Raw genomic sequence first — 13,495 nt, forward strand, 5'->3', positions numbered from 1 at the left:
ACCCCGCCGCCTTTGGACATTGACCTTGCCCGCGCCGAAAGATAGCTGGCAGGCATGGCACGCGCACCCCTTTTACAACTCACCGACATTTCGCTGACCTTTGGTGGCGATCCTGTTTTCGAAGACCTCTCCCTCGTGGTTCAGACCGGCGATCGGCTGGCCTTGGTGGGCCGCAACGGCTCGGGCAAATCGACGCTGATGAAGGTCATGGCCGGGCTGGTAGAGCCCGACAGCGGGGCGGTTGTGGCCGGGCCCGGCGTCTCGGTCGGCTATATGGAGCAGGAGCCGGATCTCTCCGGTTTCGAGACGCTTGGCGACTTCGCGGCCCATGGGCTCGATCCGGGTGAGATGTATAAGGTGGAACGTGCGGGCGAGGGGCTAAAGTTTGACCCCGCACGCCCTGTGGCCACCGCATCGGGCGGGGAGCGCCGCCGCGCGGCACTGGCGCGGCTGATGGCCGAAGAGCCGGAGCTGATGCTGCTGGACGAGCCGACCAACCACCTCGACATCGAAGCCATCGCATGGCTCGAATCCGAGCTAAAGGGCACCCGCACCGCCTTTGTCATCATCAGCCACGACCGCGCCTTCCTGCGCGAATTGACCCGCGCGACCCTCTGGGTCGACCGCGGCAGCGTGCGCCGTCAGGACATCGGCTTTGAAGGGTTCGAGGCATGGCGCGATCAGGTCTGGGAAGAAGAGGACATGCAGCGCCACAAGCTGAACCGCAAGATCAAGGCCGAGGCGCGTTGGGCGGTCGAGGGGATCTCGGCCCGGCGCAAACGCAATCAGGGCCGGGTGCGCGCGCTTCAAGAATTGCGCGCCGAACGCTCGGCGCAGATCAAACGGCAAGGCACGGCAGCCATGGCACTGGAGGCCGGGCCGAAGTCAGGCCGCAAGGTGATCGAAGCGAGCGGCATCGCCAAGAAGTTCGGTGACAAACAGATCCTGCGCGACTTTTCGATCACCGTGCAGCGCGGCGACCGGATCGCGCTGGTGGGGCCAAACGGCGTGGGCAAGACCACGCTGTTGAACATGCTGATCGGCAAAGAACAGCCCGATGCGGGCGAGATCAAACTGGGCACCAATCTGGAACTCGCGCTGTTCGATCAGGCGCGCGCGCAGCTTGACGGGGACATGACCCTTTGGGATAGCCTCACCGGCGATCCTGAAATGCGCGTCTCGGGCAAGGCCGATCAGGTGCTGGTGCGGGGTCAGCCGAAACATGTGGTCGGCTACCTCAAGGAATTCCTTTTCGATGAAGCACAGGCCCGCGCGCCGGTCCGCTCGCTTTCGGGCGGCGAGAAGGCGCGGCTGCTCTTGGCCAAGATCATGGCACGCTCCTCGAACCTGTTGGTGCTCGACGAACCGACGAACGATCTCGACGTTGAGACGCTGGATCTCATGCAGGAACTCCTGGGCACCTATGACGGCACCGTGCTGCTGGTCAGCCACGACCGTGACTTCCTCGACCGGGTGGCGGCGACCACCATCGCGATGGAGGGCGATGGCCGCGCCACGGTCTATGCGGGCGGCTGGTCCGATTATCTGGCGCAGCGCGGGCAGGATGATTTCGCCCAAAGCGTGGTTAAACCCAAGTCGAGCAAACCCGAGCCGAAGGCGGAGAAAAAGCAATCCGCGGGCGGGCTCAGCTTTACCGAAAAACACCGGCTCGAAGCCTTGCCTGCTGAGATTGAGCGGTTGGAGGCCGAGATTGGCAAGCTCGAAGAACTGCTTAGCGATGCAGAGCTTTTCACCCGCGAGCCGGTGAAGTTTCAGAAAGCCACCGATGCGCTGGTGCAGCGGCATGAAAAGCTCTCTAACGCCGAAGAAGAGTGGATGGCGCTGGAGGAGAAGGCGCAGGGCTAACCCCGCGCCTCTGCCAAGGCGATCTGCGGGCGGTAACCGTTGCGGAATGCCGCGAGGATGCTCGGCGGGGTGAGGAGGGTGACGCGGCCCTGCGGGCGTCGCTGCGCGGCCCCGTAGCCCTCCGGCGCATAGGGGTGAAGGGCATCGCCGAGAAGCACGCCGCTTTGGCCGTCGTGATCCAAGACGAAACTGCCGTCGGGCAGGTCCTGCGCTTCTACATCCCCATGGCGGCGCTGACGAAAAACGCGCGGCACGGCCCGTTCGGCGTGCAACTGACGGTCCAGATCCGCGGCGGGGCCGGGGAGGTCGCAACACGCGCGAAACCGTCGATAATCCGCAGCACGGCATTCCGCGCAAGGGCGGTGACCGGCGGCAAAGGCCACGGCCTCATCAAGAAAGAACAGCTCGGTATAGTGGCGGGTCGCCATCAGCTTGCGGCGGCGCCCCTTGAAACTGAGCCGACAACAGACCCAATGCTGATGCGCCCAACGGCGTTTGGGGTGCAGTCCGTTTTCGTCATGCAGGATGCCACGGTTGCCCATGAAGCTGCCCCGCGCCGGGTGGGCGATGATCTCCCCATCCGGTTGCACGCGGTTTTGCAGCGGCATCAGCGCATCCTGAGCGCGCCGTCGAGGCGGATCACCTCACCATTGAGATAGCCCATTTCGACGATGAACCCGGCCAGCCGCCCATATTCCGCCGGATCGCCAAGGCGTGGCGGGTTGGGCACATCCTTGGCCAATTCGGCCTGCACCTCTTCCGGCAGCCCGGCCAGCATCGGCGTTTTGAAAATGCCCGGCGCGATGGTCATCACGCGAATCCCTTCCTTGGCCAGATCCCGCGCCATCGGCAGGGTCATGCCCGCAATCCCGCCTTTGGAGGCAGCATAGGCGGCTTGGCCCTTCTGCCCGTCGAAGGCGGCGATGGAGGCGGTGTTGATGATCACCCCGCGCGCGCCGTCGTCTTCGGGGGTGTTCTTGGCCATGGCCGCCGCCGCCAGCCGCGCCACGTTGAAACTGCCGACGAGGTTGATGTCGATGGTGCGTTGAAAGGCGTCGAGCGGATGCGGCCCGTCGCGGCCCGTGGTTTTGATCCCAAGTGCGATGCCCGCGCAATTCACCGCCGCGGTGATCCAGCCCATCTTTTCTTGGGCATAGTCCACCGCTTCCTGCACCGAGGTCTCATCCGTCACATCGGTCAAGACATAGTGGCCGCCGATCTCTTTCGCGATGGCTTCGCCTCGGGCAGCGTCGCGGTCCAACAGGGTGACCTGCGCGCCCTGCGACGCGAAATAGCGCGCCGTGGCTTCGCCAAGCCCCGATGCACCCCCGGTGATGATGGCGGCTGTACTGTCTAGTTTCATGATGGCTCCCCCCGATATGAACACTTGTTCAGTTCAGCACGAAGTCTCCCCCCATGCAAGAGATGCCGTTGCGGCGGGAGGAGGGCGGCGGGAGTAGGGAAGACGGGGCAGACCGAAGTCCGCCCCGTGAGAGATTAGCCGACCTGCACCAGCGCATGGCGCTTCTTGCCCGCGCTGAGTTTAACCGGAGAGGACAGTGCGCTCGCATCCAGCATCAGGCCCGCATCGGTCAGCGGCTTGTCGTCGATCCGTGCGCCATTCTCGGCGATCAGGCGCTTGGCCTCTTTGCCGGAACCCGCAAGGCCCGATTTCACCAGCAGTTGCACGATGGAAACCCCATCGCCCACATCCGCCGCCGACAGGGTCAGGGTGGGCAGGTCATCGCCCACACCGCCCTTTTCGAAGACTTCGCGCGCAGTGGCTTCGGCGTTGCGGGCGGCCTCTTCCCCGTGAAGCAGACCAGTGACCTCATTAGCCAGACGCACCTTCGCCTCGTTGATCTCGGACCCCGCCAGCGCGCCCAGACGGTCGCATTCATCGACCGGCAGCTCGGTATAGAGCTTGAGGAAACGGCCCACATCGGCATCGGTGCAATTGCGCCAGAATTGCCAGAACTCATAAGGGCTCAGCATATCGCCATTGAGCCAGACTGCACCGCCCGCCGATTTGCCCATCTTCTTGCCGTCGCTGGTGGTGAGCAGCGGTGACGTCAGGCCGTAAACCTCTCCATCGATCACCCGGCGCGTCAGGTCGATGCCGTTGACGATATTGCCCCATTGATCCGACCCGCCCATCTGGAGAATGCAGCCATAGCGGCGGTGCAGTTCCATGAAGTCATAGGCTTGGAGAATCATGTAGTTGAACTCGAGGAAAGACAGCGACTGCTCGCGGTCCAAACGGGACTTCACGCTCTCAAAGCTCAGCATCCGGTTAATCGAGAAATGCCGCCCAATGTCGCGCAGGAAGTCGAGGTAGTTCAACCCGTCGAGCCATTCCGCGTTGTTCAGCATCAAGGCGCCATTCTCGCCCTCGCCGTAATCGAGGTATTGGGCAAAGACCTGACGGATGCCTTCGATATTTTCGTCGATCGCCTCGGGCGTCAGCAGCGGGCGCTCGTCCGAGCGGAAGGAGGGATCGCCCACCTTGGTCGTGCCGCCACCCATCAGGGTGATCGGCTTGCCGCCACATTTCTGTAGCCAGCGCAGCATCATGATATTGACCAGATGCCCCACGTGCAGCGATTTGGCCGTGGCGTCATAGCCCACATAGGCCGGGGCCGCGCCTTGTCGCAGGGCTTCGTCCAACCCCTGATAATCGGTGCAATCGGCCAGAAAGCCGCGCTGCATCATCGTGTGGATGAACTCCGATTTGGGATGGTATGTCATGGTGACTTGCCTCAAAACTGTATTGCGGGGCAATCTATATGCGCACGAGCGGCAAAGGAAAAGGCCATGAATAGGGCCAAGCACAGGCGAGATGCCGGAACCGAAGTGGTGACGGCTTTGGGAATGATGTCGGGCACCTCTCTCGATGGGGTGGACGCCGCTATTTTGCGTACCGATGGGCGGGATATCACAGGCTTTGGCCGCAGCGACTATCGCAGCTATTCCGCCGATGAGCGGCGCGTGATCGCCGCGGGCTTCGGCAAATGGCACGGGGCCGAGGTCGAGGAAGCCGCCAAGGCGGTGGAGGCCGCGCATCTGGCGCTTCTGGCCGACCTGCTGAAAGAAGCGCCCGAGGTCGACCTCATCGGTTTTCACGGCCAAACACTCGCCCATGCCCCGCGCATGCAGGGCACGCTGCAAGTCGGAGACGGGGCGCTGCTGGCGCGAGAGATTGGCCTGCCCGTGGTCTGGGATTTCCGCAGCGCCGATGTTGAACTGGGCGGCGAGGGCGCACCGCTCGCCCCCTTCTTTCACCACGCCTGCGCACGCTACGCCGGGCAAAAGGGGCCGGTGGCCTTTCTGAACCTCGGCGGCGTGGGCAACCTGACATGGGTCGACCCGCGCGTGGCCCGCCCGGAGGAGGACGGCGCGTTGCTGGCCTTTGACACCGGCCCCGCCAATGCGCCGATCAATGATTTGATGCAGACCCGCCTTGGCCAAGACTATGACGAAGGCGGCAAGCTCGCCGCGCGGGGCAGGGTGGAGCAGGGCGCCTTGGAGCTGTTTCTGGCCGAGCCTTATTTTGCACGCATGCCGCCCAAATCCCTCGACCGGAATGATTTTGCCGAGATGGTGGCCCTTGTGGGTGAGCTTTCCGATGCCGATGCCTGCGCCACCCTCACCGCCATGTGCGCCGCTGGCGTGGCCGAGGCGATGCAGCATTGCCCAGCCTCGCCCGAACGCGTCTATGTGACGGGCGGCGGGCGGCATAATCCGGTGCTGATGCGGATGTTGGATGTCAGCCTCGATTGCCCCGTCACCCCGGTGGAGGAGATCGGCCTTGATGGCGACATGCTGGAGGCGCAGGCCTTTGCCTATCTGGCAGTACGCGTGGCGCGCGGGCTGCCCACCTCGTGCCCCGGCACGACAGGCGTCCGCGCCGCCGTGGGCGGGGGCACCGTCAGCCGGAAGTGAGGTGGCCGGGGCGTTGCCTAACTTTGACGGAAAGGTGCCGGAGAGGGATTTTAAGGCGCCAGCGTGTAGCCGCTATGCCGTCATATCGGCAAGAACGCCAACTTGCTAACAAAGTTGCGAAAAATACAACTACAGCGCAATTTTCTTGAAACATCGTTGCGACTTCCCGCGTAGGTTCCCTGTGGGGGCCAAGGGTCGAAGGCATTCGACCGGCTTAGAGAAGGAGATTCGCTATGACTATCTTTCACACAGGTGCTTTTAAAAACAGCCTCGCCGTTACGGCAGTGACGCTCATGCTGGCGCCCGCGGCGCAGGCCGAAATCGGCCTCGGGGTCGGGGTCAGCGTTGGGGGCCATGGCGACCATGGCGGCGCGGATGTCGGTGTCGGTGCTTCGGTTGGCGGCAGTGATGGCATCGGGGCCGGGGTTGGTGCTTCGGTCGGTGGGGGCGACGGTGTGAACGCAGGCGTCGGCGCTTCGGTGGGCGGCGGTGACGGTCTGGGAGCCGGAGCTGGCGTCTCGGTCGGCGGGGGCAGCGGGTACAGCGGGACGGATGACCCCGATAGCACCCCCACGGCGACCGCAGGCCGGGCGACCACCGGCGGCGACAACAGTGCCACCACCCCAAGGCCGATCAACATCGCGACCCTCATCGGCGCGCCGGTCTGGAGCAAAGACAGTGTCTTGGTCGGCATGATCGAAGAGGTCGCCCCGGGGCCAAACGGCAAGGTGGACGCGGTGCTGCGCCTCAACGCAGCCCTCGATACCGACCGGGACATCATCCGCATGCGCATCGCGCCGCGCCTGTCGGACCGTGGGGCGCTGAAGCTGGGGTATTCGAAGCAGAAGTTCCTACAGCTCTTCGCCGGGTAAACCGTGCGGCAATGAAAAACGGGGCGGCAATCTGGCCGCCCCGTTTGCGTTATTCGGCTGGCGCGGCCACATCCCTCAGCGGCATCTCAAAGAAACAGATCGCATCCCGCGTGAAATCCGGCATCGGCTGATAGGGGCCGCGTTCGACAAACCCGAGCGAGCGATAGAGCGCGCGGGCAGGGGCAAAGCCCACGGAGGTGTCGAGATAGACCTTCTCGAACCCATCTTCCCGCGCCTGATCGACAAGGCGCTGACAGATCGCCCGGCCCGCTCCCGTGCCACGGGCCGCATCGGTGACGAAGACACGTTTGATCTCGCTCTCCGTCTCGGTCAGCGCATGGGACATGCCGCAGCCTAGGGGGATGCCATCCCGCTCGGCCAATAGGATGATGCCGCGCGGGCGGGCGTGTTCCTCGGGCAGGCGCGCCATCAGGGCGCTGTATTTGTCTTGGGGGTAGAAGGTCTCGACGATCCGCTGTTCGGTCGGGCCGAAGTGGTAGAGGAAGTCGCGATAGGCCCAGCAGAGGTCCACCACCGCCGCGAGGTCCGCAGCGGTGGTGACAGGGCGGATGGTGAGCGCCGACATCAGCCGCGCAGGATCGAGCGGCCCGCGTATTGAGCGGTCTCGCCCAGCATTTCTTCGATACGGATCAACTGGTTGTACTTCGCCAGCCTGTCGGAACGCGCCAGCGAGCCGGTCTTGATCTGGCCACAGTTGGTGGCGACTGCAAGGTCAGCAATCGTGGCGTCTTCGGTCTCGCCCGAGCGGTGCGACATGACGTTGGTGTAGCCCGCGCGATGCGCGATATCGACGGCTTTGAGGGTCTCGGTCAGGGTGCCGATCTGGTTGACCTTGACCAGCATGGAGTTGGCCGCGCCGCGCTGGATGCCGTCGCTCAGACGCGCAGGGTTGGTGACGAAAAGGTCATCGCCCACCAGTTGGACCTTGCCGCCCAAAAGGTCGGTCAGCGCCTTCCAACCGTCCCAATCGTCTTCGGCCATGCCGTCTTCGATGGAGATGATCGGGTAGTCGTTCACGAGCGCCGCGAGGTAGTCAGCGTTCTCTGCGCTGGACAGGGTTTTGCCTTCGCCGGAGAGGACATATTTGCCGTCTTTGTAGTATTCCGTCGCCGCGCAATCGAGGGCGAGATACATGTCTTCGCCGGGCTTGTAGCCTGCTTTTTCGATAGATTTCAGAATGAAATCAAGCGCATCGCGCGAGGAGTTGATGTTGGGGGCAAAGCCGCCCTCGTCGCCGATCCCGGTCGAGAGGCCCGCGGCGGAAAGCTCTTTCTTCAGCGTGTGGAACACCTCGGCCCCCATGCGCACGGCTTCGCGGATGTTCTCCGCGGCGACCGGCATGATCATGAATTCCTGAATGTCGATCGGGTTGTCGGCATGTTCGCCGCCGTTGATAATGTTCATCATCGGCACCGGCAGAACGCGTGCGGTGGTGCCGCCGATGTAGCGGTAGAGCGGCTGCGCGCAGTAGTCCGCCGCCGCCTTGGCCGCGGCCATCGACACGCCCAAGATCGCGTTGGCGCCGAGGCGGGATTTATTCTCGGTCCCGTCGAGTTCGATCATCATCTCGTCGATCTCGACCTGTTCCGTCGCCTCGACCCCCACGAGCGCCTCGGCAATCTCACCATTAACGGCGGCGCAGGCTTCGAGCACGCCTTTGCCCAGATAGCGCGACTTGTCGCCATCGCGCCGCTCGTTCGCCTCATAGGCGCCAGTCGAGGCACCGGAGGGGACAGCGGCGCGGCCCATGGTGCCGTCTTCGAGGATGACGTCGACTTCGACCGTCGGGTTGCCCCGGCTGTCGAGGATTTCGCGGGCGTGGATGTCGATGATCGTGCTCATGGGCATTTTCCTCATGTTCGGGTTTGTGGCGGTTTACCCCGGCAGACCCGGCTTGGAAAGACCACGGCGGGGCCGGGGGGTAATTTTGCGTTCGCGCAGCAGGGTATAGACCCCCGAGGCGATGATGATCGCGGCCCCAACCAGCGTCAGCGTGTCGGGGGATTCGTCGAAAACCACGATCCCCGCCACCAGCGCAAAGAGCATGCGGGTATAGCGGAAGGGGGTGACAAAGCTCACTTCGCCCACGCGCATGGCGGCGACGATGGCGTAATAGGCCAGCACCCCGATCACCATCGCCCCGGCGAGATAGAGCACCTCGGCCCCGCCGGGCATGGCGGCGGGCGTGCCTGCGGCCAGCATCAGGATCAGCCCCGCGGGGACCAAGACGATAAAGGCCAGAAAGCTAAGCTGTATGGAACTGATGCTTTTGGGAACTTTGCGCGTCGCCAAGTCGCGCAAAGCGAGGCCGATGACACCGGCCACGGCGAAAAGCGACAGCGCGTTGAACCCCTCCAGCCCCGGGCGCACGATCAAGAGCACGCCGAGGAAGCCTACGATGATCGCGCTCCAGCGCCGCCAGCCGACTGGCTCGCCAAGGAACAGTGCCGCCCCGAGGGTGACGGCCAAGGGGGTCGCCTGCAGAATAGCCGAGGCCGAAGAGAGCGGCGTCAGTACGATGGCGGTGACGAAACAGAGCGTGCCCAGCACTTCTCCCACGGCGCGCAGCAGGATCGGCTGCGTCAGCATATCGGCAGAGAACAGGCGCTTTCTCTGAATGCGCAGGATCACGGCAAAGATCGCCCCGCCGCCCGCGCCCAAAAGCGCGATGATCTGACCGACGGGGAGCGCATCGCTCGTCAGTTTGACGAACATGTCCTCGACCGCGAAACCGGCCATGGCCAGCACCATCAGCATCGCGCCGCGCAGATTGTCCATGATCACGCCCCTTCATCCCGTGGTATTGCCAGTCGCCCATGAACCTTTTGCGACGAAAGGGCAAGGGCGGGCGATGCGCGTCATGCGTGTGGCTCTGGCGTCCGCTCTACCGGAGTGCTAGCCCTATCGCATGAGATGGCCGATCCCCTCGCTCGCCCCGCGCGACACAGTGCTGACCCTTGCGGTCGGGGCATTTGGCGCGCTGCTGTTCTGGTGGCTGAATGCGCCGGTCTATATGTTGCTAGGCCCGGTGATCGCGGTGAGTGTCTTAGGCCTGATGGGGGTGCGCACGGCGGTCGACCCGCGGCTGCGGGATGCCTGTTTCGTCGTGCTGGGCATCGCCGTGGGGGCAGGGTTCAACCAAGATGCGGTGAACGCCATGCTGCGCTGGCCACTGGCCTTTGGCTTTATGACCGGGGTGATCTGGGGGATCATGGCGCTTTGCCGTTGGATGCTGGCGCGGTATTTTGGCTTTGACGCCCGCTCCGCGCTTCTGGCCTCGGCCCCCGGACATCTGAGTTTCGTCATGGCGATTGCCAGCGACAGCGGGTCGGACGTGCCGCGCATTTCGATCACGCAGTCGGTCCGGCTTTTGGCGCTGACCATCGTCGTGCCTTTCGCCGCCCTTCTGATGGGCGTCGACATGACCGGCAATATCGCCCCCGCGGGGGCGGGGATGAGCCTGCTGTCGATCCTCGTGATGATCGGCGTCTCCGTCCTCGTGGGGATGATCTTTGCCCGTCTTTCCGTGCCCGCGCCGCTCTTGATGGGGGCGATGGTGGTCTCGGCCATCGCGCATCTGACGGGGCTAGAGACTGGCGTGCTGCCGGGCTGGCTGACCCTTGTCGCCTATCTCGTGCTCGGCAGCCTCATCGGTACGCGGTTTTCCGGCATCACGCCTGCGCGTCTGGCAAGCGGGCTTGGCGCGGGGCTGGCGATTACCGGCGTGGCGGTGGGGTTGGCGGGCCTTGGCGCGGTGCCGGTGGCCTGGGCGCTTGGCATGCCGCTGGGGCATGTGCTGGTGGCCTTCGCACCCGGCGGGCTGGAGACGATGATCGCCCTCGGCGCGGTGCTGGCAGTGGTGCCGGGCTTCGTGGCCGCCTGCCACATCATGCGTCTGGTGGTGCTGAGCCTACTGTTGCCCGCCATGCTCGCCCGCGTGGCGCGGCAAGAGCAGCGCGCCGCCGAGTGATCTGGTGCTAGCTTTTCAGGCGGACCATCAAACGGTTGCCGTCCTTGCGCGTTTCCAAGGCTTTGAGGTCGGCGGCCAAGGCGCTCAGCTTGCCGTGGCCATAGGTGCGGCTGTCGAAATCGGGATGCGCCGCCTGAATGGTCTGGCCGATCTGGCCGAGGTTGTACCAATCGTCTTCGGTGTCGATCTTGTCCATCGCGGCTTTGAACAGGGGCAGGGCATCGCCCACCTTGGCTTTGGCCCGCGAGGGGGTGTCGGGCTCTACCTCGTCGAGGTTTTCGATCAGGATGAAGCGATTGTAGACATTGCGCAGCGAATCGTGGGTCTTCTTCTCGCCAATGCCGATAACGGTCACCCCATCCTCGCGCAGGCGGTTCACCAGCGCGGTGAAATCGCTGTCGGAAGAAACGATCACGATAATATCGAAGCGGCGGCTGTGCAGGATGTCCATCGCCTGAATGACCAGCCCGATGTCGCTGGCGTTCTTGCCCTTGGTGTTCGCAGTTTCCTGATGCGCCACCAAACCCAACTCGCGGATCGGCGCTTTCCAACCCTTGAGGTGATCGTTGGACCAATCGCCATAGACCCGGCGCAGGGCGGGCTCTCCAATCGTCGTGACCTCCCGCATGATGGCTGCGGCATGTTTTGCGGGCACGTTGTCGGCGTCGATCAACACGGCCAGCAAAGGGCGGTCACGTTCTGTCATGGGTCATCCTTCTTGATCGGCACACCGTAGAGTTCCATCCGGTGGCCCTGTAATTTGTAACCCAGCTTGCGCGCGATGCGTTCCTGAAGCTCTTCGATTTCCGCATCGACGAATTCGATGACCTCGCCTGAGTTCACGTCGATGAGGTGATCGTGATGCGCCCGCTGCGCGTCTTCATAGCGCGCCCGGCCATCGCCGAACTCCAGCTTGTCGAGGATGCCCGCTTCCTCAAACAGCTTCACCGTGCGGTAGACCGTGGCGATGGAGATGCCGCTGTCGATCACGCTGGCGCGGGTCAGGATCTCTTCGGCATCGGGGTGGTCTTCGCTGTCGTGAATCACCTGTGCGATGACCCGGCGTTGACCTGTCATGCGCAGGCCCATCGCCTCGCAGCGTTTGATGATCGGGTTGCGCATCGTCTCGCCCTTCGTCCGTCGGACCACGGTCCTAGCATTTTAGCACCGCCGGACGCCACCGGAATTGACCGCGCCGGTTGACTTTTGCGCCCGCACCGCCCATGTGGGGATCAAGCGAAGCCTTCTGCCGCGTGAGCAGTATCAGCGCCAAGTCCCATGAGGGGCCTCTGGGACGCTGACGACAAGGCCCGCCGATGTTCCCAAAATCACGCGTGGGGCCAAGCGCGACAGACGGGTGTGAGGCATGTGGCCTGCGCCCGCGATCTGGCTTGCGCGACCCCGTGGCGCCTGTTGAGTGGCGCGGCGAAAGAACATGGCGCGCGTTTTCGCGGGCCGGAAAGTGAACGAATGAGCGATTTTGACATGATGGGCCTGCCTGCCAAACTGGTGGCCCGACTGAAAGAAATGGGGCTGAACGAGCCGACCCCGATCCAGAAACAGGCGATCCCCCATGCGCTGAACGGGCGCGACGTGATGGGCCTTGCCCAGACCGGCACCGGCAAGACCGCCGCCTTTGGCGTGCCGCTGCTGGCCCAGATGATGGAGATCGAAGGCCGCCCCGCAGCGCGTTCCGTGCGCGGGCTGGTGCTGGCCCCTACGCGCGAGCTGGCGCAGCAAATCGCCGTGAACCTGCGCGGTTATGCCGAAGGCACGCCGATCAAAGTGGCGATGGTGGTGGGTGGTCAGTCGATCAACACCCAGATCAAACGTCTGGAACGGGGCGTCGATCTGCTGATTGCCACGCCGGGCCGTTTGCTCGACCTGCTCGACCGCCGCGCGGTCAAGCTCGACACGACGACCTTCCTCGTGCTGGATGAGGCCGACCAGATGCTCGACATGGGCTTCATCCATGACCTGCGCAAAATCTCGAACATGATCCCGAAAGAGCGGCAGACGATGCTCTTCTCGGCGACCATGCCCAAGCTGATGAACGAGATCGCCAACAGCTATCTCAACAGCCCGATCCGCATCGAAGTCTCGCCTCCGGGCAAGGCGGCGGATAAGGTCACGCAAGAGGTGCATTTCATCGCCAAGGCCGAGAAGACCGAACTGCTGAAAGAACTGCTGGCCAAACACAAGGGCGAACGCGCGCTGGTCTTTGGCCGCACGAAACACGGCTCGGAAAAGCTGATGAAGACGCTGGTGAAGGCCGGGTTTGACGCCGCTTCGATCCATGGCAACAAAAGCCAAGGTCAGCGGGACCGCGCGATTGCGGGGTTCAAGAATGGCGATATCACCGTGTTGGTGGCCACCGATGTGGCGGCCCGAGGCTTGGACATTCCGGATGTGAAACACGTCTATAACTTCGACCTGCCGAATGTGCCCGACAACTATGTCCACCGCATTGGCCGGACCGCGCGGGCGGGCAAAGATGGGGCCGCCGTGGCCTTCTGCGCCCCTGATGAGATGGGCGAACTGAAGGCGATCCAAAAGACGATGGGTATTTCGATCCCCGTGGCCTCGGGCCGTCCTTGGGAAGTGATCGATGAGCCTGCCAAACCCAAGGGCCGGGGCCGCAGACGCGGTGGTCGCCCCGGTGGTGGTGGCGGTCGTCCCGGTGGCGGCGGCGGCGGTGGTGAAGGCGCGGGCAAGCCGGGCGGCGGGCGCCGTCGCAGGCGTGGCGGCGGCGGCAAGTCGGGCGGCCAGCAGGCGGCCTGAACCGAGGCACCTCCCTAGGACAGCGAAATGGCGCGCCCGGAAA

Annotated in this window: 13 protein-coding genes; 5 read left to right on the plus strand and 8 right to left on the minus strand. The window is 64.0% G+C overall.

Going from position 1 to position 13,495, the window contains the following annotated elements; translation table 11 throughout:
* Positions 1-54: 54 nt before the first annotated feature.
* Entirely contained in the window at positions 55-1,866 is a 1,812-nt protein-coding gene (locus ACGYLQ_RS11160) for an ABC-F family ATP-binding cassette domain-containing protein (protein WP_394442984.1), read from the plus strand.
* Here ACGYLQ_RS11160 and ACGYLQ_RS11165 read toward each other — a convergent pair.
* From ACGYLQ_RS11165 to tyrS, 3 genes are all read right to left on the minus strand, one after another.
* Entirely contained in the window at positions 1,863-2,474 is a 612-nt protein-coding gene (locus ACGYLQ_RS11165; protein ID WP_394442986.1) for a hypothetical protein, read from the minus strand. The genes ACGYLQ_RS11160 and ACGYLQ_RS11165 overlap by 4 nt on opposite strands.
* Entirely contained in the window at positions 2,474-3,229 is a 756-nt protein-coding gene (locus ACGYLQ_RS11170; protein ID WP_394442987.1) for an SDR family NAD(P)-dependent oxidoreductase, read from the minus strand. The genes ACGYLQ_RS11165 and ACGYLQ_RS11170 overlap by 1 nt, the downstream gene beginning before the upstream one ends.
* Positions 3,230-3,363: 134 nt before the next feature.
* Entirely contained in the window at positions 3,364-4,614 is a 1,251-nt protein-coding gene (gene tyrS / locus ACGYLQ_RS11175) for a tyrosine--tRNA ligase (RefSeq protein WP_394442989.1), read from the minus strand.
* Between the two features lie 66 nt (positions 4,615-4,680).
* Between tyrS and ACGYLQ_RS11180 the strand changes: the two genes are divergently transcribed.
* Together ACGYLQ_RS11180 and ACGYLQ_RS11185 are read left to right on the plus strand one after the other, a co-directional pair.
* Positions 4,681-5,808 carry an anhydro-N-acetylmuramic acid kinase gene (locus tag ACGYLQ_RS11180; RefSeq protein WP_394442991.1) on the plus strand — a complete coding sequence of 376 codons (1,128 nt, stop codon included), beginning with the start codon at positions 4,681-4,683 and terminating at the stop codon, positions 5,806-5,808.
* A 233-nt stretch (positions 5,809-6,041) separates the two neighbouring features.
* Positions 6,042-6,680: a hypothetical protein gene (locus tag ACGYLQ_RS11185; protein ID WP_394442993.1), complete on the plus strand. Its 639-nt coding sequence runs from the start codon at positions 6,042-6,044 to the stop codon at positions 6,678-6,680.
* A gap of 49 nt (positions 6,681-6,729) precedes the next feature.
* Here the strand turns inward: ACGYLQ_RS11185 and ACGYLQ_RS11190 are convergent, their stop codons facing one another.
* Genes ACGYLQ_RS11190 through ACGYLQ_RS11200 form a run of 3 tightly spaced genes read right to left on the minus strand, consistent with a single transcriptional unit; the run spans position 6,730 to position 9,479 of the window.
* Positions 6,730-7,266, minus strand: coding sequence for a GNAT family N-acetyltransferase (locus ACGYLQ_RS11190; RefSeq protein WP_209217716.1), 537 nt, complete (start codon positions 7,264-7,266; stop codon positions 6,730-6,732).
* The gene (eno, locus tag ACGYLQ_RS11195; protein WP_209217717.1) at positions 7,266-8,543 is read right to left on the minus strand and encodes a phosphopyruvate hydratase; all 1,278 of its coding nucleotides are present in this window, start codon (positions 8,541-8,543) and stop codon (positions 7,266-7,268) included. The genes ACGYLQ_RS11190 and eno overlap by 1 nt, the downstream gene beginning before the upstream one ends.
* Before the next feature lie 33 nt (positions 8,544-8,576).
* A complete protein-coding gene (locus tag ACGYLQ_RS11200; RefSeq protein WP_394442996.1) occupies positions 8,577-9,479 on the minus strand; it encodes a DMT family transporter in 903 nt (300 codons plus the stop codon).
* Positions 9,480-9,609: 130 nt separating this feature from the next.
* Between ACGYLQ_RS11200 and ACGYLQ_RS11205 the strand changes: the two genes are divergently transcribed.
* Positions 9,610-10,671: an AbrB family transcriptional regulator gene (locus tag ACGYLQ_RS11205; RefSeq protein WP_394442997.1), complete on the plus strand. Its 1,062-nt coding sequence runs from the start codon at positions 9,610-9,612 to the stop codon at positions 10,669-10,671.
* 7 nt (positions 10,672-10,678) lie between these two features.
* On the opposite strand, the gene ACGYLQ_RS11210 is transcribed toward ACGYLQ_RS11205, so the two are convergent.
* Positions 10,679-11,377 carry an NYN domain-containing protein gene (locus ACGYLQ_RS11210; protein WP_209217720.1) on the minus strand — a complete coding sequence of 233 codons (699 nt, stop codon included), beginning with the start codon at positions 11,375-11,377 and terminating at the stop codon, positions 10,679-10,681.
* Entirely contained in the window at positions 11,374-11,793 is a 420-nt protein-coding gene (locus ACGYLQ_RS11215) for a Fur family transcriptional regulator (RefSeq protein ID WP_067265902.1), read from the minus strand. Before ACGYLQ_RS11215 ends, ACGYLQ_RS11210 begins: the two co-directional genes overlap by 4 nt.
* Before the next feature lie 348 nt (positions 11,794-12,141).
* Between ACGYLQ_RS11215 and ACGYLQ_RS11220 the strand changes: the two genes are divergently transcribed.
* Complete coding sequence (locus tag ACGYLQ_RS11220; RefSeq protein ID WP_394442999.1) at positions 12,142-13,452, plus strand: DEAD/DEAH box helicase; 1,311 nt, start codon at positions 12,142-12,144, stop codon at positions 13,450-13,452.
* Positions 13,453-13,495: the final 43 nt, after the last annotated feature.

Source organism: Sulfitobacter sp. 1A12779, from assembly GCF_043557315.1.
GTDB classification, from domain to species: Bacteria; Pseudomonadota; Alphaproteobacteria; order Rhodobacterales; family Rhodobacteraceae; genus Sulfitobacter; species Sulfitobacter faviae.

Excerpts from the sequence above, each read along its gene's own strand:
- ACGYLQ_RS11160 (WP_394442984.1), top strand. The coding sequence starts at position 55 with ATGGCACGCGCACCCCTTTTACAACTCACCGACATTTCGCTGACCTTT.
- ACGYLQ_RS11165 (WP_394442986.1), bottom strand. The coding sequence starts at position 2,474 with ATGCCGCTGCAAAACCGCGTGCAACCGGATGGGGAGATCATCGCCCAC.
- ACGYLQ_RS11170 (WP_394442987.1), bottom strand. The coding sequence starts at position 3,229 with ATGAAACTAGACAGTACAGCCGCCATCATCACCGGGGGTGCATCGGGG.
- tyrS (WP_394442989.1), bottom strand. The coding sequence starts at position 4,614 with ATGACATACCATCCCAAATCGGAGTTCATCCACACGATGATGCAGCGC.
- ACGYLQ_RS11180 (WP_394442991.1), top strand. The coding sequence starts at position 4,681 with ATGAATAGGGCCAAGCACAGGCGAGATGCCGGAACCGAAGTGGTGACG.
- ACGYLQ_RS11185 (WP_394442993.1), top strand. The coding sequence starts at position 6,042 with ATGACTATCTTTCACACAGGTGCTTTTAAAAACAGCCTCGCCGTTACG.
- ACGYLQ_RS11190 (WP_209217716.1), bottom strand. The coding sequence starts at position 7,266 with ATGTCGGCGCTCACCATCCGCCCTGTCACCACCGCTGCGGACCTCGCG.
- eno (WP_209217717.1), bottom strand. The coding sequence starts at position 8,543 with ATGAGCACGATCATCGACATCCACGCCCGCGAAATCCTCGACAGCCGG.
- ACGYLQ_RS11200 (WP_394442996.1), bottom strand. The coding sequence starts at position 9,479 with ATGGACAATCTGCGCGGCGCGATGCTGATGGTGCTGGCCATGGCCGGT.
- ACGYLQ_RS11205 (WP_394442997.1), top strand. The coding sequence starts at position 9,610 with ATGAGATGGCCGATCCCCTCGCTCGCCCCGCGCGACACAGTGCTGACC.
- ACGYLQ_RS11210 (WP_209217720.1), bottom strand. The coding sequence starts at position 11,377 with ATGACAGAACGTGACCGCCCTTTGCTGGCCGTGTTGATCGACGCCGAC.
- ACGYLQ_RS11215 (WP_067265902.1), bottom strand. The coding sequence starts at position 11,793 with ATGCGCAACCCGATCATCAAACGCTGCGAGGCGATGGGCCTGCGCATG.
- ACGYLQ_RS11220 (WP_394442999.1), top strand. The coding sequence starts at position 12,142 with ATGAGCGATTTTGACATGATGGGCCTGCCTGCCAAACTGGTGGCCCGA.